The sequence below is a fragment of the Nocardioides montaniterrae genome (genome assembly GCF_054782655.1).
The window spans coordinates 46,347-63,291 of record NZ_BAAGSB010000014.1; the positions used below are offsets into that span (position 1 = coordinate 46,347).

At 70.5% G+C, this 16,945-nt stretch carries 17 protein-coding genes; all 17 read right to left on the bottom strand.

What is annotated here, in order from left to right:
- Nucleotides 1–18: 18 nt before the first annotated feature.
- The gene (metK, locus tag ACYVJ3_RS15450; protein WP_460853957.1) at nt 19–1,218 is read right to left on the bottom strand and encodes a methionine adenosyltransferase; all 1,200 of its coding nucleotides are present in this window, start codon (nt 1,216–1,218) and stop codon (nt 19–21) included.
- A gap of 73 nt (nt 1,219–1,291) precedes the next feature.
- The gene (coaBC, locus tag ACYVJ3_RS15455; RefSeq protein WP_460853958.1) at nt 1,292–2,509 is read right to left on the bottom strand and encodes a bifunctional phosphopantothenoylcysteine decarboxylase/phosphopantothenate--cysteine ligase CoaBC; all 1,218 of its coding nucleotides are present in this window, start codon (nt 2,507–2,509) and stop codon (nt 1,292–1,294) included.
- Between the two features lie 16 nt (nt 2,510–2,525).
- Nucleotides 2,526–2,843 carry a DNA-directed RNA polymerase subunit omega gene (gene rpoZ / locus ACYVJ3_RS15460; RefSeq protein ID WP_460853959.1) on the bottom strand — a complete coding sequence of 106 codons (318 nt, stop codon included), beginning with the start codon at nt 2,841–2,843 and terminating at the stop codon, nt 2,526–2,528.
- A 10-nt stretch (nt 2,844–2,853) separates the two neighbouring features.
- Complete coding sequence (gmk, locus tag ACYVJ3_RS15465; protein ID WP_460853960.1) at nt 2,854–3,429, bottom strand: guanylate kinase; 576 nt, start codon at nt 3,427–3,429, stop codon at nt 2,854–2,856.
- A complete protein-coding gene (gene mihF / locus ACYVJ3_RS15470) occupies nt 3,429–3,746 on the bottom strand; it encodes an integration host factor, actinobacterial type (protein ID WP_460853961.1) in 318 nt (105 codons plus the stop codon). The genes gmk and mihF overlap by 1 nt, the downstream gene beginning before the upstream one ends.
- A 78-nt stretch (nt 3,747–3,824) precedes the next feature.
- On the bottom strand, nt 3,825–4,313 hold the full coding sequence (locus ACYVJ3_RS15475; protein WP_460853962.1) for a hypothetical protein: 489 nt from the start codon (nt 4,311–4,313) through the stop codon (nt 3,825–3,827).
- Nucleotides 4,310–5,149 (bottom strand): orotidine-5'-phosphate decarboxylase, encoded by an 840-nt coding sequence (gene pyrF / locus ACYVJ3_RS15480; RefSeq protein WP_460853963.1) that lies wholly within the window; start codon nt 5,147–5,149, stop codon nt 4,310–4,312. The genes ACYVJ3_RS15475 and pyrF overlap by 4 nt, the downstream gene beginning before the upstream one ends.
- A gap of 13 nt (nt 5,150–5,162) precedes the next feature.
- A complete protein-coding gene (locus ACYVJ3_RS15485; RefSeq protein ID WP_460853964.1) occupies nt 5,163–6,314 on the bottom strand; it encodes an alpha-hydroxy-acid oxidizing protein in 1,152 nt (383 codons plus the stop codon).
- A 17-nt stretch (nt 6,315–6,331) separates the two neighbouring features.
- Nucleotides 6,332–7,360: a quinone-dependent dihydroorotate dehydrogenase gene (locus ACYVJ3_RS15490; protein WP_460853965.1), complete on the bottom strand. Its 1,029-nt coding sequence runs from the start codon at nt 7,358–7,360 to the stop codon at nt 6,332–6,334.
- The gene (gene carB, locus ACYVJ3_RS15495; RefSeq protein WP_460853966.1) at nt 7,357–10,665 is read right to left on the bottom strand and encodes a carbamoyl-phosphate synthase large subunit; all 3,309 of its coding nucleotides are present in this window, start codon (nt 10,663–10,665) and stop codon (nt 7,357–7,359) included. The genes ACYVJ3_RS15490 and carB overlap by 4 nt, the downstream gene beginning before the upstream one ends.
- 1 nt (nt 10,666) lies before the next feature.
- On the bottom strand, nt 10,667–11,821 hold the full coding sequence (gene carA / locus ACYVJ3_RS15500; protein WP_460853967.1) for a glutamine-hydrolyzing carbamoyl-phosphate synthase small subunit: 1,155 nt from the start codon (nt 11,819–11,821) through the stop codon (nt 10,667–10,669).
- 162 nt (nt 11,822–11,983) lie between these two features.
- Nucleotides 11,984–13,129: an SPFH domain-containing protein gene (locus tag ACYVJ3_RS15505; RefSeq protein ID WP_460853969.1), complete on the bottom strand. Its 1,146-nt coding sequence runs from the start codon at nt 13,127–13,129 to the stop codon at nt 11,984–11,986.
- A gap of 43 nt (nt 13,130–13,172) precedes the next feature.
- A complete protein-coding gene (locus tag ACYVJ3_RS15510; protein ID WP_460853970.1) occupies nt 13,173–13,463 on the bottom strand; it encodes a hypothetical protein in 291 nt (96 codons plus the stop codon).
- Complete coding sequence (locus ACYVJ3_RS15515; RefSeq protein WP_460853977.1) at nt 13,460–14,755, bottom strand: dihydroorotase; 1,296 nt, start codon at nt 14,753–14,755, stop codon at nt 13,460–13,462. The genes ACYVJ3_RS15510 and ACYVJ3_RS15515 overlap by 4 nt, the downstream gene beginning before the upstream one ends.
- An 82-nt stretch (nt 14,756–14,837) precedes the next feature.
- Nucleotides 14,838–15,773 (bottom strand): aspartate carbamoyltransferase catalytic subunit, encoded by a 936-nt coding sequence (locus tag ACYVJ3_RS15520; RefSeq protein ID WP_460853971.1) that lies wholly within the window; start codon nt 15,771–15,773, stop codon nt 14,838–14,840.
- Nucleotides 15,770–16,333 (bottom strand): bifunctional pyr operon transcriptional regulator/uracil phosphoribosyltransferase PyrR, encoded by a 564-nt coding sequence (gene pyrR, locus ACYVJ3_RS15525; RefSeq protein WP_460853972.1) that lies wholly within the window; start codon nt 16,331–16,333, stop codon nt 15,770–15,772. The genes ACYVJ3_RS15520 and pyrR overlap by 4 nt, the downstream gene beginning before the upstream one ends.
- Before the next feature lie 174 nt (nt 16,334–16,507).
- Nucleotides 16,508–16,678 (bottom strand): CsbD family protein, encoded by a 171-nt coding sequence (locus ACYVJ3_RS15530; protein ID WP_460853973.1) that lies wholly within the window; start codon nt 16,676–16,678, stop codon nt 16,508–16,510.
- Nucleotides 16,679–16,945: the final 267 nt, after the last annotated feature.

Sequence of the window (16,945 nt, forward strand, 5' to 3'; positions counted from 1 at the left end):
CCACCTGACGCTTCGGGACTACGCCCCCGCAGCAGCCTTGAGCGCGTCGGCGCGGTCGGTGCGCTCCCAGGTGAACTCGGGCAACTCGCGGCCGAAGTGGCCGTACGCCGCGGTCTTGGCGTAGATCGGGCGCAGCAGGTCGAGGTCGCGCAGGATGGCGGCCGGCCGCAGGTCGAAGACCTCCATGACGGCCTTCTGGATGTTCTCGACCGGGACCGTCTCGGTGCCGAAGGTCTCGATGAAGACGCCGACCGGCTTGGCGACACCGATCGCGTAGGCGACCTGCGCCTCGCAGCGACGGGCCAGGCCCGCGGCGACGACGTTCTTGGCGACCCAACGCATGGCGTAGGCGGCCGAGCGGTCGACCTTGGACGGGTCCTTGCCGGAGAACGCGCCGCCACCGTGGCGGGCCATGCCGCCGTAGGTGTCGACGATGATCTTGCGGCCGGTCAGACCGGCGTCACCCATCGGGCCACCGACGACGAACTTGCCGGTGGGGTTGATGTGGAGCTTGTAGCCGTCGGAGGGGACCGAGTCCTTGAACTGCTCGAGGACCGGCTCGATGACGTGGGTGGTGATGTCCTTGGCCAGGGTGTCCTGGTCGACGTCCTCGGCGTGCTGGGTCGAGAGGACGACGGTGTCGATGCGCAGCGCGCGGTGCTCGTCGTCGTACTCGATGGTGACCTGGGTCTTGCCGTCGGGACGGAGGTACGGCAGCGTGCCGTCCTTGCGGACCGCGGTGAGCGTCTCGGCCAGAGTCTGCGCGATCTTGATCGGCAGCGGGAAGAGCTCGGGCGTGTCGTCGCAGGCGTAGCCGAACATCAGGCCCTGGTCGCCGGCGCCCTGCTTGTCGAGCTCGTCGACGGAGCCGTCGACGCGGCTCTCCTCGGCGGTGTCGACACCCTGGGCGATGTCGGGCGACTGCGCGCCGATGGCGACCTGCACACCGCAGGAGTTGCCGTCGAAGCCCTTGTCGGAGGAGTCGTAGCCGATCTCGAGGATCTTCTGGCGCACGAGCTGCGCGACCGGCGCGTACGCCTTCGTGGTGACCTCACCGGCGACGACCACGAGGCCGGTCGTCAGCAGGGTCTCGACGGCGACACGACTCTTGGGGTCGTGCTCGAGCAGGTAGTCCAGAACCGTGTCGCTGATCTGGTCGGCGATCTTGTCCGGGTGCCCCTCGGTCACAGACTCCGAGGTGAAGAGACGTCCAGTCACTTGATTCAAACTCCTGGGCTAGTGGGGTGACGCGGGCAACTTTACGGTCCGGTCCACAGCCCGGACAGGCGTCTCACGAAAGACGCGCGGCGACCTGGTCCCAGATCACGTGGGCGAGCGCGGACTTGGAGCCGCGCGGGACCTCGGTCGACGTACCGTCGGCACCGAGGATGACGGCCTCGTTGTCGTCCTGGCCGAAGACCGCTCCCCCGCTGACGTCGTTGACGACGAGCAGGTCGCAGCCCTTGCGTGCCAGCTTGGCGCGCGCGAGATCGAGCACGCCGCCCGTCGAGTCGCCGGTCTCGGCGGCGAAGCCGACGATGACCGCGCCGGCCCGGGGCCGCTCGTGGCTGAGCTGCTTGAGGATGTCGGGGTTCTGCTCGAGCTCGATGACGGGAGCCGAGCCGTCCTCGGACTTCTTGATCTTGACGCTGGAGGTGGCGACCGGGCGGAAGTCGGCCGGCGCGGCAGCCATGACGACCGCGTCGGCATCGCTCGCGGCAGCCAGCACCGCGTCGCGCAGCTCGGCCGTCGTCTCGACCGCGACGACCTTGACACCGGCCGGGTCGGGCAGCGTCACGTTGGCGGCGACCAGGGTCACCTCGGCGCCGCGAGCGGCGGCGGCGCGGGCCAGGGCGTAGCCCTGGCGGCCGGAGGAGCTGTTGCCCAGGAAGCGGACCGGGTCGAGCCGTTCGCGGGTGCCGCCGGCGGAGACCACGACGTGGCGGCCCGCCAGATCGGTGGTCGAGCCTGCCGAGAGGCCGCGGGCGAGCACGTCACGGCAGATCTCGAAGATCTCGACCGGCTCCGGAAGCCGGCCTTTGCCGGTGTCCTTGCCCGTGAGCCGGCCCTCGGCCGGCTCGATGACGATGTTGCCGCGCGCCCTCAGGGTGGCGACGTTCGCCTGCGTGGCCGGGTGCTCCCACATCTCGGTGTGCATCGCCGGGGCGAACACGACCGGGCAGCGTGCGGTGAGCAGGGTGTTGGTCAGCAGGTCGTCGGCCAGCCCGTGGGCGGCGCGGGCCAGGGTGTTCGCGGTCGCCGGGGCCACCACGACCAGGTCGGCCTGCTGGCCGATCCGGACGTGGGGCACCTCGGTGATGTTCTCGAACACCTCGGTCGACACGCTCTTGCCCGACAGCGCCTCCCACGTGGGAGCGCCGACGAACTCCAGCGCTGACCTCGTCGGCACGACGGTGACGTCGTGGCCCGACTCGGCGAAGCGGCGTACGAGCTCGCACGCCTTGTAGACGGCGATGCCGCCGGTGACTCCCAGGACCACCCGGGTCATCGCTGGGAGCCTTGGCTCACTCGGACGCGGTGGTCGGGGCCGCAGCAGCGGCCTCGGCCTCGGCGAGCTCGGCCGGGTCGATCTCCTCGCAGGTCAGCAGGTCGTCGGCGATCTCGCGCAGCGCGATCGACAGCGGCTTCTCCTGGACGTGCGTCTCGACCAGCGGGCCGACGTACTCCAGCAGGCCTTCGCCCAGCTGGGAGTAGTAGGCGTTGATCTGCCGGGCGCGCTTGGCTCCGTAGAGCACGAGGCGGTACTTGCTGTCGGTCTTGGCAAGCAGGTCATCGATCGGGGGGTTGGTAACACCCACGGCGTCGATCTTCGGGGCAGACACTAAGCGAACCTCACGGTTGAGAAATCGGGGAACTGAGCAAGCCTACCAACTGCTCCGCAGCATCGTGCACATCGGCGTTCACGATCGTCACGTCGAACTCCGACTCGGCGGCCAGCTCGAGCTTGGCGGTCTCCAGGCGGCGGGCACGTTCGGCCTCGGTCTCGGTGCCGCGACCGACCAGTCGGCGGACGAGCTCGTCCCACGACGGAGGCGCCAGGAACACCAGCAGCGCCTCGGGCATGTTGGCCTTGACCTGGCGGGCGCCCTGCAGGTCGATCTCCAGCAGCGAGGGGCGGCCCTCGGCCAGCGCCCGCTCGACCTCGGCTCGCGGGGTGCCGTACTTGGCGTGGCCGTGGACCACGGCGTACTCCAGCAGCTCGCCCGCCTCGACCATCGCGTCGAAGGCGTCGTCGGTGACGAAGTGGTAGTGGACACCGTCCACCTCGCCCGGCCGCGGGGCCCGGGTGGTGGCGGAGACGGAGATCCAGACGTCCGGGTGGCGCTCACGTACGGCGGCCGCGACGGTGCCCTTGCCGACGGCGGTCGGCCCGGCCAGCACCACCAGCCGGTTGCTCCCCTGGGCCATCAGTCGAGGCCGAACTCCCGCTCCAGGGCGGCGATCTGCTTGACCCCCAGGCCCCGGACGCGACGCGACTCGGCGATGCCCACGCGCTCCATCATCTGGCGGGCGCGGACCTTGCCGAGGCCCGGAACGGCCTGGAGCAGGTCGAGCACCTTCATCTTCGCGACGACCTCGTTGGTCTCCGCCTCAGCGATGATCTCCGAGATCTGCGCACCGGAGTGCTTGAGCCGGTTCTTCACGGCAGCACGCTCGCGGCGCGCGGCCGCGGCCTTGTCGAGAGCAGCGTGGCGCTGCTCGGGGGTCAGAGGAGGAAGAGCCACATCGGCACCCTAGTCAGACCCTCCGACAAGGAGCAACGCAGGTCGGCCGATCCGGGCGTCTCCGGGGCGGCGTACGCCTCACAGCATCAACGGGCTGTGGCAGACGTCGCGCGCCTCCTGGTCGACCGAGGCCAGCGCCAGGCGGGTGTTCTCCGAGTCGAGCTTGGTCGCGGCCGCGTCGATCGTGGCGCGCTGGGCCTGGGTGAGACCCTGCGGCGGGTGCGCACGGTCGTACGTCGACGGCTCGACACCGGCCGCGTGCAGCGCGTCGACCAGCCCCTCGATGGCGCCGACCACCACGTCCCAGTCGTCGGCGACATCGGCGGGCGCCTTCGCACGCAGCACCTCGAAGCTCGGCAGCGCCGCGATCAGACCGGTGCTGGCGCCCTTGTCGACCGCGGCAGCCACCAGGCCCCGCTGCTGCTCGACGACCTTGCAGTAGTCGGCAAAGGGATCGTCGGGCTGGTGCTGGTAGCCGCCGGAGTCGTCACGGGCGCGGACCACGACCACCACGGCCAGCGCCACCGCCACGAGGACGGCGACGAACCAGAGTCGGCGCGGGGTCACGGCTGGGTCAGGCTCCGCAGCTCGTCGTTGGCCCGGCCCACCGCGTCGCGCATGGCCACCGGGTCGGGCCCGAGGCGGAGCACGCCACGGCTGGAGCTGGCGAGCACGTGCCCCGCGCTGGCCCCGAAGATCCGCAGGATGTCGTGGGTGGTGCCGCCCTGCTCGCCGTACCCGGGCGCCAGGATCGGGCCGTTGATCGTGAAGTCGAGGCCCTTGCCGTCGATGGTCGCGCCGACGACCGCGCCGAACGCACCCATCGGGCTGACGCCGGCGTTGAGCTCACGCAGGTGGTCGAGCATCGTCGTGGTGATCGTGCGTCCGCCGAACTCGTCGGTCGTGACGGCCTCCTGGACCTCCACGGCCTCCTTGTTGGAGGTCGCGGCCAGCACGAACAGGCCGGCGTCGAAGCGGCGGGCGGTGTCGACGAACGGCGTCAGGGACCCGAAGCCGAGGTAGGGGCTGACCGTGATCGCGTCGCTGGCGAGGGGGCTGCGCGGGTCGAGGTACGCGTCGGCGTACGCCTGCGACGTCGAGCCGATGTCGCCGCGCTTGACGTCGAGCAGCACCAGGGCGCCCGCCTCGCGCCCGGTGGCGATGACCTTCTCCAGGACCGCGATGCCCGAGCTGCCGAAGCGCTCGTAGAAGGCCGACTGCGGCTTGATCACCGAGCAGTACGGCGCCACGGCCTCCGTCGCACCGAGCGCGAAGCGCTCCAGGCCGGCGAGGTCGTCGTCGTACCCCCACTCGTGCAGCAGGCTGCTGTGGGGGTCGATCCCCACGCAGAACTGGCCGCGCTCGGCCATCGCGGCGGCGACACGGGTGCCGAAGGTGCTCAATGGATGTCCTTCTTCAGATCGTCTTGAGGGCAGCAGGGGTGAGGTCGGCGAGGCTGGCGTAGCCGTCGACGGCCATGGTCAGGTCGAGCTCGGCCTGCAGCGAGCGGATCTGGTGGACCGCACCGGCGACGCCGCCGAGAGCCAGGCCGTAGACGTAGGGCCGGCCGATCGCCACGGCATCGGCACCGAGGGCGAGCGCCTTCGCGGCGTCCGCGCCCGTGCGGACGCCCGAGTCGAAGACGACCGGGCCGCGACCGTCGACCGCCGCGACGACGTCGGGGAGCCAGCCGAGCGCCGCTCCCCCGCCGTTGGCCTGGCGGCCGCCGTGGTTGGAGCAGTAGATGCCGTCGGCCCCGGTGTCCAGCGCGAGGCGCGCGTCGTCGCCGGCACAGATGCCCTTCACCAGCAGCGGCAGCTCGGTGATGCTGCGCAGCCAGGCGAGGTCCTCGGCGGTGACCTGCTGCCCGAAGACCCCCGCCCACGTCATCACGATCGTGCTCGGATCGGGGTCGGGCCCGGTCAGCCCCTGGAAGATCGGGTCGGAGGTGTAGTTGGCCAGGCACTTGCCCCGCAGCTGCGGGAAGTTGCCGCTGGCCAGGTCGCGCGGGCGCCACCCGGGCACCCAGGTGTCGAGCGTGACGACGATGGCGTCGTAGCCGGCCGCCTCGGCGCGGCGTACGAAGCTGGCCGCCAGGTCGCGGTTCTTCGGCGTGTAGAGCTGGAACCACTTGGGGCCCGGTGTCGCGGCCGCGACCTCCTCGAGGGTGTCGGTCATCAGGGTCGAGCCGATGAAGGGTACGCCGGTGGCGGCGGCCGCCTCGGCACCGTGGATGTCGCCGTGCTGGTCGTGGGTGACCAGCCCGAGCACGCCCACGGGCGCCAGCAGGAACGGGCTCTCCTGGCGCTTGCCGAACAGCTCGACCGACAGGTCGCGCTCGCTGCTGGGACGGAGCATCCGCGGCACGAGAGCCAGGTCGCCGAACGCGTCCACGTTGGCACGCTGGGTGCGCTCGTCGCCGGCACCCCCGGGTATGTAGGTCCGCAGCTCGGGCGAGAGCGCCGCGAGCGCCTCGGCCTCGAGCTGCTCGTAGGTCAGCGGATGGGCCGGCAGCACGCCACCGAGCGCACCGAGGTACAGCTCGAGCTGGTAGTCACCGAACGCCATCTCGCTTCTCCCTGCTCCTACTTCAGGCCCTTGAGGATCGAGCGGGGCCAGGTCGGGCCACCGTAGATGAAGGCGGTGTAGGCCTGCAGCAGGTCGGCACCGGCCGCGAGCCGTTCCTGGGCGTCCTGCGGGGTCGAGATGCCGCCCACACCGATCAGGGTGAGGTCGTGGCCCACCCGCGCGCGGAGGCGGCGTACGACGTCGGTGGAGCGGGCCTTGAGCGGCGCGCCCGAGAGGCCACCGGCGCCACACGCCTCGATCTGCTCGGGCGTCGAGCGAAGGCCGTCGCGGCTGATCGTGGTGTTCGTGGCGATGATGCCGTCGAGCTTGAGGCTGAGCGCCATCTCGGCGACTGCGATGACGTCCTCATCGGCGAGGTCCGGGGCGATCTTCACCAGGAGCGGGACCCGCTTGTCACGGCGCGCGTCGTCGGCGACGCGACGGACGTGGGCCAGCAGCGGCTCGAGCTTCTCCACGGCCTGGAGGTTGCGCAGACCGGGGGTGTTCGGCGAGCTGACGTTGACCACGAGGTAGTCGGCGTACGGCGCCAGCAGGCGGGTCGACGTCGCGTAGTCCTGCTCGACCGCGGCCTGGTCCTCGTCGGGCACGACCTTGGACTTGCCGATGTTGATGCCGAGGATCGGACCCTTGGCCTTGCGGCGGTGGGCGGCCAGGCGCTGGGCGACCGCGTCGGCACCGTCGTTGTTGAAGCCCATCCGGTTGACGACCGCGCGGTCCTCGACCAGGCGGAACAGCCGCGGCTGCGGGTTGCCCGGCTGGGCGTGCGCCGTGACCGTGCCGATCTCGACGTGGCCGAAGCCCAGGCCCGCCAGCGCGTCGAAGCCCACGCCGAGCTTGTCGAAGCCGGCGGCGAGGCCGAGCGCGTTGGGGAAGGTCAGCCCGAGGGCGTTGACCGGACGGCCCGGCTGCGGCGCACGCTGCAGGACGGGGCCTGCGGCCCGGATCGCCCCGAACGCCAGGTGGTGCGCCTTCTCGGGGTCGACCCGGGTGAAGCCGTGCTTGAACGCGGCGTCGTAGAGCCTCACCGAGCGATCTCCGCGGCCCACTCCTGGAGCGACTTCACGCCGATGTCGCCGCTGCGCACGGCAGCGATGCCCTGGACCGCGGCCGCGGCGCCCTGGACGGTGGTGATGCACGGAGTGCCGGTCAGGACCGCGGCGGCGCGGATCTCGTAGCCGTCCACGCGCGCCTCGGAGGCCGAGCCGTTCGGGGTGTTGACGATCAGGTCGATCTCGCCGTCGAGGATCATCTGGACCGAGGTCTTCTCGCCCTCGCCGCCCTCGCCCTCGAAGTGCTTGCGCACGACGGTGGCGTCGATGCCGTTGCGGCGCAGCACCTCGACGGTGCCCTGCGTGGCGAGCAGCTCGAAGCCGTAGTCGGCCAGGACCCGGGCCGGGAAGATCATCGAGCGCTTGTCGCGGTTGGCGATCGAGATGAAGACCTTGCCGGACGTCGGCAGCGGGCCGTACGCCGCGGCCTGGGCCTTGGAGAACGCGGTGCCGAAGTCGGCGTCGAAGCCCATGACCTCGCCGGTGGACTTCATCTCCGGGCCGAGCACGGAGTCGACGAACTTGCCCTCCGGCGTACGGAAGCGGTTGAACGGGAGGACCGCCTCCTTGACCGCGATCGGGGCATCGGCCGGCAGCAGGCCGCCGTCACCCTCCGCGGGGAGGACTCCGGCCTTGCGCAGCTCGGCGATCGTCTCGCCCATCATCACGCGGGACGCGGCCTTGGCCAGCGAGGTGCCGGTCGCCTTGGAGACGAAGGGCACCGTGCGGGAGGCGCGCGGGTTGGCCTCGAGGACGTAGAGCACGTCGGAGCCGAGCGCGAACTGGATGTTGATCAGGCCGCGTACGCCGACGCCCTTGGCGATGCCCTCGGTGGCCTTGCGGATCCGGTCGATCTCGGCCGCACCCAGGGTGATCGGGGGCAGGGTGCAGGAGGAGTCACCGGAGTGGATGCCGGCCTCCTCGATGTGCTCCATCACGCCGCCGAGGAACAGCTCGTCGCCGTCGTACAGCGCGTCGACGTCGATCTCGACCGCGTCGTCGATGAAGCGGTCGATCAGGACCGGCCGGTCCTCGGAGATCAGGTCGGTGGCGGCCTCGAGGTAGGACTCGAGCTGGTCGTCGGAGTAGACGATCTGCATGCCGCGTCCGCCCAGGACGTACGACGGCCGCACCAGCACCGGGTAGCCGATGGAGTGGGCGATGTCGCGGGAGTCCTCGAAGGAGACGGCGGTGCCGTGCTTGGGCGCGACCAGGCCGGCCTCGTCGAGGACCCGGCCGAACGCACCGCGCTCCTCGGCCAGGTCGATGGCCTCGGGCTGGGTGCCGACGATCGGGACACCGGCGTCCTTGAGGCCCTGCGCCAGGCCCAGCGGCGTCTGGCCACCGAGCGTCGCGATGACACCGGCGACCGGGCCCGCGGCGAGCTCGGCGTGGTAGATCTCGAGGACGTCCTCGAGAGTCAGCGGCTCGAAGTAGAGACGGTCGGCGGTGTCGTAGTCGGTCGAGACCGTCTCCGGGTTGCAGTTGACCATGATGGTCTCGTAGCCGGCCTTGCTCAGCTCGAGCGCCGCGTGCACGCAGGAGTAGTCGAACTCGATGCCCTGACCGATGCGGTTGGGACCACTGCCGAGGATCAGCACGGCCCGGCGCTCGCGCGGCAGGACCTCGGTCTCCTCGTCGTAGGAGGAGTAGTGGTACGGCGTCTTCGCGGCGAACTCGGCGGCACAGGTGTCGACCGTCTTGTAGACCGGGCGGACGTTGGTCGCCCAGCGCGCGGCCCGGACCTCGGCCTCGGTCCAGCCGCGCATGTCGGCGATCTGGGCGTCGGAGAGGCCGTGCCGCTTGGCCAGGCGCAGCGTCGGCTCGTCGAGCTCCTGGGCGTTCGCCGTGGCCTCGGCGACCTCGTGGATCAGGTAGAGCTGGTCGACGAACCAGGGGTCGATCCTGGTGGCGTCGAAGATCTCCTGCTGGGTGGCGCCGGCACGGATCGCCTGCATCACCTTCTGGACCCGGCCGTCGTGCGGACGCTTGATGAGCTCGAGCAGCTCGGTCTTGTCGCCGGGCTCCCCGGTGAAGCGGAACGGCGCGGCCTTGTTCTCCATGGAGCGCAGCGCCTTGTTGAACGCCTCGGTGAAGTTGCGGCCGATCGACATCGCCTCGCCCACGGACTTCATGTGGGTGGTGAGGGTGTCGTCGGCGGTCGGGAACTTCTCGAACGCGAACCGCGGGACCTTCACCACGACGTAGTCGAGCGTCGGCTCGAAGCTCGCAGCGGTCGAGCCCTGGGGGCCGGCGGTGATGTCGTTCTCGATCTCGTCGAGGGTGTAGCCGATGGCGACCTTGGCGGCGATCTTGGCGATCGGGTAGCCGGTCGCCTTCGACGCCAGCGCCGAGGAGCGCGAGACGCGAGGGTTCATCTCGATCACGATGACCCGGCCGTCGGCGGGGTTGACGGCGTACTGGATGTTGCAGCCGCCGGTGTCGACGCCGACCTCGCGGATGATGCCGATGGCCAGGTCGCGCAGGTGCTGGTACTCGCGGTCGGTCAGCGTCATCGCCGGCGCGACGGTGATCGAGTCACCCGTGTGCGTGCCCATCGGATCGAAGTTCTCGATCGAGCAGATGATGACGACGTTGTCCAACTTGTCGCGCATCACCTCCAGCTCGTACTCCTTCCAGCCGATGATCGACTCCTCGATCAGGACCTCGGTGGTCGGCGAGGCGGAGAGGCCGGCGCCCGCGAGGCGGCGCAGCTCGGCCTCGTCGTAGGCGATGCCGGAGCCGGTGCCGCCCATGGTGAAGGACGGGCGGATGACGACCGGGTAGACGCCACCGAGGGTGTCGACGGCCGCGATGACCTCGTCCATCGTGTGGCAGATCTCGGAGCGGCAGACCTCGCCGCCGACCTTCTCGACGATCGCGTTGAACAGCTCACGGTTCTCACCGCGGTGGATCGCCTCGAAGTTGGCACCGATCATCTCGACGCCGTACTTCTCCAGGACGCCGTTCTCGTGGGCCGCGATGGCGGCGTTGAGAGCGGTCTGGCCACCGAGGGTCGGCAGGATCGCGTCAGGGCGCTCCTTGGCGATCACCTTCTCGACGAACTCGGGGGTGATCGGCTCGACGTACGTCGCGTCGGCGAACTCCGGGTCGGTCATGATCGTGGCCGGGTTGGAGTTGATCAGGATGACCCGCAGGCCCTCGGCCTTGAGGATGCGGCAGGCCTGGGTGCCGGAGTAGTCGAACTCGCACGCCTGGCCGATGATGATCGGGCCGGAGCCGATCACGAGGACGGACTTGATGTCGTCGCGCTTCGGCATGTCAGTTCGCCTTCCTGTCGGTCATCAGATCGCAGAACCGGTCGAAGAGGTACGCCGCGTCGTGCGGGCCGGCCGCGGCCTCGGGGTGGTACTGGACGGAGAAGGCCTTGAGCGCTCCGGGGGTCGAGCCCGTCGAGACCTCGCGCAGCTCCAGGCCCTCGACGCAGTTGTCGTTGAGGTTGACGTGGGAGACCGTCGCCTCGCCGTACGGCGTGCTGGTGCTCCCGTCGAGCGGTGCATCCACCGCGAAGCCGTGGTTGTGAGCGGTGACCTCGACCTTGCCGGTCGTGCGGTCCATCACCGGCTGGTTGATGCCGCGGTGGCCGTACTTCAGCTTGTAGGTGCCGAAGCCGAGCGCGCGGCCGAAGAGCTGGTTGCCGAAGCAGATGCCGAAGTACGGGATCTCGTCGGCGAGGGCGGCCTGGAGCAGCTCGACCTGGCCGGTCGTCGCGGCCGGGTCACCGGGGCCGTTGGAGAAGAAGAGGCCATCGGGGCTGACCGCCTTGACGTCCTCGATGCTGGCGTTGGCGGGGAGCACGTGCACCTCGATGCCGCGCTCGGCCATCATCCGGGGGGTGTTCGCCTTGATGCCCAGGTCGACGGCGGCCACGGTGAACCGCTTCTCGCCGACCGCCGGGACGACGTACGCCTCCGAGACGGAGACGGCGTCGGAGAGGTTGGCGCCGGTCATCTCGGCGGAGGCCTTGACCTTGGCCAGCAGGACCTCGGGGTCGGTCTCGACGGTGGAGATGCCGACGCGCATCGCGCCGACCTCGCGCAGGTGCCGGGTCAGCGCGCGGGTGTCGATGCCGGAGATGCCGACGACGCACTGCTCGTCGAGCTCGTCGGCGAGGCTGCGTACCGAGCGCCAGTTGGAGGGAACGCGGGCGGGGTCGCGCACGACGTACCCGGCGACCCAGATGCGGCGGGACTCCGGGTCCTCGTCGTTCATGCCGGTGTTGCCGATGTGCGGAGCGGTCATCACGACCACCTGGCGGTGGTACGACGGATCCGTCAGCGTCTCCTGGTAGCCGGACATGCCGGTGGAGAAGACCGCCTCGCCGAAGGTCTCCCCCTCGGCGCCGTAGGACTCACCGCGGAAGACGCGGCCATCCTCGAGAACGAGCAACGCAGGAATGGTGGCGCGACTGGGCACCCGGGCCTCCTTCTCCGCCTCACAGGACGGTGGTTAAAGGACGTTCGGTTCAGGCCCGACCCTACCAGTGAGCAGCACGCCGGACGGCACCGCCGCCCGCCCGCGACAACTGCGGAGGGGCGGCGGTCCGGGGAACCGTCAGCGGGCCGGGCCAGGCGCGGCTCAGGCCTCCGGCACGGCGTTGAGCTCAGGCGTCGCCGGCCGCTCCGGCTGCTGCTGCGAACCGTTCGAGGACAGCCCACCGGTCAGCGTCTGCAGGATGGTGGAACCCTGCGCGGCCAGCTGGGCGACGGCGTCGTTGAGGCCGTCGGCGCCGTTGAGGATCGTCAGGTTGGCGTTGGCCAGGCCGCTCGCGGCCGCCTTCATCATCTCGGGCAGCTGGGCGATGATCGCCTGGTCCAGCGCGATCCGGCCCTCGGCCGCCGACGCCTCGGCCGACATCTTGGTGCGGTCGGCCTCGGCCTGGGCCAGGGTGCGGATCCGCTCGGCCTCGGCCTGGGCGGGCTTGACGACCTCGGCGACCAGCTCCGCCTCGCGCAGCTCGGCGTTCTTGGCAGCGACCTTGGCCTGCTCCTCGAGCACCGCCTGCTGGGCCTGGGCAGCGGCCAGCGGTCCGGACTGGTTGGCGGTCGCCGTCGCGCGGTCGATCTCCGACTGGTACTCGGCCTGCTTGACCGCCGTCGCGCGGGCGTACTCGGCCTGCTTCTGCGCCGAGGCCTGCTGCGCCTCCGCGGCGAGCTGGTCGGCCTGGGCCTGCGCGATCTTGGCGGCCTGCTGGATCGACGCCTGGTGGGGCGCGGCCAGGGACGTGATGTAGCCGCTGCCCTTGTCGTCGATGGACTGGATCTGCAGCGAGTCGACGGCGAGGCCGAGGTTCGCCATCTCCAGCTTGGACGCGGCCAGCACCTGCTCGGCGAGCTTCTGGCGCTCGCGGATGATGTCCTCGACCGTCATCGAGCCGACGATCGAGCGCAGGTGGCCGGCGAAGATCTGGCCGGTGAGCACGCTCATCCGGTCCTGGTCGTCCAGGAAGCGCTGGGCAGCGGCGGCGATGCTGGCGTGGTCGGAGCCGACCTTGAAGGCGATGACGGCCTTGACCGCCAGACCGATGCCCTGCTGCGTCACGCAGGACTCCTCGATCACCGACTCCATCAGCGACAGCGTCAGGTAGGAGACCCGGCGGAACACCGGGACCACGAACGCACCGTGACCGGTGACGATGCGGAACGGCAGCGCGCCGTCCCCGCGCGTCTTGCCACCGGAGACGAGCATCGCCTGGTCAGGCGCCGGAACATGCCATCCGAACATGGGTTGAACCTTCTTCGCGTAGAGGCGGCTGTTGCCGCCGGGATCACGCGGTCGTGGGAGTGATACCGACCTGACGGGGACCGCGCACCGTGGTCACGCGGACTTCTACCCCGTCGTCGATCGGCTCATCCGCGAAAGCGAGGAAGATTTCGTGGATTCCTCGGTGCTGGATCCGGACCTCGCCCGGGCCTGCTCCACCGGGCACCGCGAGGACCACGACACCGACGTGGCCGACCAGGGCGTCGTCGTGGAAGCCGCTCGGCGCCTCCTCGGCCGGAGCCGGCTGGTCGGCGGGGTCGTAGGTCGGCCAGTCGCCGCCCGAGGTGTCGCTCATGGCAGCGCGGTCGCCGCAGCGTCGTACGTCTGCTTGCCGCGGAGGTACGTCGCCACCACGCGGCCGGTGAGCTCGCGCCCGTGCCAGGGGTTGTTGCGGCTCAGCGAGACGCTGGCGTCGCGGTCGACGGTCACCGTGGCGGTCGGGTCGACCAGGGTCAGGTTGGCGGGAGCGCCGACCCTGATCTCGTGGCCGTGGCCGTCGAGCCCGGCGATCCGAGCGGGGTTCTGCGCCATGACGCGGGCGACGCCGGCCCAGTCGAGCAACCCGGTCTCGACCATCGTCGTGGTGACGACGGCCAGCGAGGTCTCCAGGCCGAGCATGCCGAACGCCGCGTCGACGAACGCGTGCTCCTTGTCCTGGCGGGCGTGCGGGGCGTGGTCGGTGGCGACCGCGTCGATGGTGCCGTCGGCCAGCGCGGCGCGCAGCGCCTGGACGTCCTCGGCGGGACGCAGCGGCGGGTTCACCTTGTACGTCGGGTCGTAGGCGATGAGCTCGTCGGTGGTGAGGATCAGGTGGTGCGGGGTGACCTCGGCCGTGACGCTGATGCCCGCGGCCTTGGCCCAGCGGATCACCTCGATGGAGCCGGCGGTCGAGACGTGCGCGACGTGGACCCGGCTGTTGGTGTGGCGCGCGAGCATCACGTCGCGGGCGACGATGACCTCCTCGGCGACGCCGGGCCAGCCGGGCAGGCCGAGGCGGCCGGACAGCTCGCCCTCGTGGCAGCAGGCGGTGCCGTACGGCGCCAGGCTCGGGTCCTGGCTGTGCTGGGAGACGACTCCCCCGAACGTCTTGACGTACTCCAGCGCTCGGCGCATCACACGGGCGTCGTGCACGCACTTGCCGTCGTCGGAGAAGACCCGGACCTTGGCGCGGGACCGCGCCATCAGGCCGAGCTCGGCGAGCTCCTCGCCGTGCAGGCCCTTGGTGACGGCGCCGACGGGCTGCACGTCGACCAGGCCCGCCTGGACCCCGAGATCGAGGACGCGCTCGGCCGCCTCGGCGGTGTCGGTCACCGGGTTGGTGTTTGCCATCGCCAGGATGGCCGTGAAGCCACCGACCGCGGCGGCACGGGAGCCGGACAGCACCGTCTCGGCGTCCTCGCGGCCCGGCTCGCGCAGGTGGGTGTGCAGGTCGACCAGACCCGGCAGCAGCACCAGGCCGTCGGCGTCGATCTGCTCCCCCACGGAGCCGTGGATGGCGCCGATCTCGGTGATGACGCCGTCCTCGACGTACACGTCGGTGGGCTCGCCCCCGAGGATGCGGGCGCCCTTGATCAGCACAGTCACAATCCCTCCAGTCTCGTTCGGCCCGTTCGTGGCCTCAGCCCAGATCCCTCGATCGCGTCACGCGCCGAGGCGGCCACGTCCGTCCTCACAGGACTTCTCCTTCGCCGGCGAGCAGGTGGTAGAGCACCGACATCCGCACCGCGACGCCGGCCGAGACCTGGTCGAGGACCAACGACTGGTCGACCGCGTCGGCGGCCTCGGCGGAGATCTCCAGGCCGCGGTTCATCGGGCCGGGGTGCAGGATCGGGGTGCCGGGCCGCAGGGCGGCGAGTCGCGACCGGGTCAAGCCGTAGCCGACGGTGTACTCGCGGGCCGTCGGGAAGTAGCCGCCGCTCATGCGCTCCCTCTGGACGCGCAGCATCATCACCGCGTCGGCCTCGGGCAGCACCTCGTCGAGGTCGTACGTCGTGGCGAACCCGTCGGCCTTGGACCACTCGGCCACGCCGCTGGGCATGAGCGTCGGCGGCGCGACGGCGGTGACCCGGGCGCCGAGCTTGGTGAGGCTCTTGACGTTGGAGCGGAAGACGCGGCTGTGGGTCAGGTCGCCGACGATCGCGACGTGCTTGCCCTCGAGCGAGCCGAAGCGGCGGGTGAGGGTGTAGCCGTCGAGCAGCGCCTGGGTGGGGTGCTCGTGGGTGCCGTCGCCGGCGTTGATGACCGGGATGTCGAGCCAGCCGGCGACCTGGTGGGCCGCGCCGGAGGCCGAGTGGCGCATCACGAGCCCGTCGACGCCCATCGCGGTCACCGTCAGCACGGTGTCGCGCAGGCTCTCGCCCTTGGAGGTGCTCGAGCCCTTGGCGGAGATGTTGATGACGTCGGCCGAGAGCCACTTGCCGGCGATCTCGAAGCTCGAGCGCGTGCGGGTGGAGTCCTCGAAGAAGAGGTTGATGACCGTGCGGCCGCGCAGGGCGGGCAGCTTCTTCACCGCGCGCTTCTGCACGTCGTGCATCTCGGCGGCGGTCGCGAAGATCTCCTGGATCTTGGCGGCGTCCACGTCGTCGATGCTGAGCAGGTTCCTCACTGGATCCTCACCTCGTCCTCGCCGTCGGTCTCGACCAGGCGCAAGTTGACGCGCTCGGTACGGGCGGTGGGCAGGTTCTTGCCGACGTGGTCGGCGCGGATCGGGAGCTCGCGGTGACCGCGGTCGACCAGCACGGCGAGGCGTACGACGGCGGGGCGGCCCAGGTCGTTGAGGGCGTCGAGCGCCGCACGGATCGTGCGTCCGGAGAAGAGCACGTCGTCGACCAGGACCACGGTCTTGCCGTCGATCCCGCCGCCCGGGATCTGGGTCTGGTGCGGGCTGCGCGTGGGGTGGGACTTCAGGTCGTCGCGGTACATCGTCACGTCGAGCGAGCCGGTCGCGACGCTGGAGCCCTCGACCTCGGTGATCTTCGCCGCGATCCGCTGCGACAGCGGGACGCCGCGGGTCTGGAGACCGAGCAGCAGCAGGTCCTCGGGACCCTTGTTGCGCTCGAGGATCTCGTGCGAGATGCGGGTCAGCGCCCGGTTGATGTCGTCGGCGTCGAGCACGACGCGGCCCTGGCCGGCGGCGGGCTGCGGTGCATCGTCAGAGGTAGGCATCTGTGCGCCTGACTCCTTCTCCGCCTCACGGGACGGCTCGTTAAAGGTGTCGAACGGTGCTGCAGACACTACCCGCCGGCCGACGGCCGCGGTCAACCGGCGCGGGTCACGACGCCGCCCGGAGACGCAGCACGAGGACCCGCGGAGGCCGCGGGTCCTCGTGCGTGGTTCACATCAGCTGAAGGCGTCCTTGACCTTCTCGCCGGCCTGCTTGAGGCTGCCCTTCATCTGATCGGCCTTGCCCTCGGCCTCCAGGTCATCGTCGTCCGATGCCTTGCCGAAGGCCTCCTTGGCCTCACCCAGCTTCTCCTGGCCCAGGTTCTCCAGCTTGTCGGTGTCACCCATGGTGATCTCCTTCCGGGAGATGTGCTTCTCGGTCCTCCCCCGGGTACCCGAGGCCCTGCAGATGATTCATCCGGGTGTCGGCCGGGAGATGACCGGTGTTGCTGCGGAGGGGGCGTTGCAGGTTTCCCAAGGTATGCAGCCGAACCTGCACTTCCCAGGCGTTGCAACCACGCGGAATCCATCGGTCTAAGCAACGCTGACCCGCAAGGAGCGTTGTGGTGCGTAGAGCGATCCCGTACGAGACACGTGAAGAGCTACTGGAGCTGG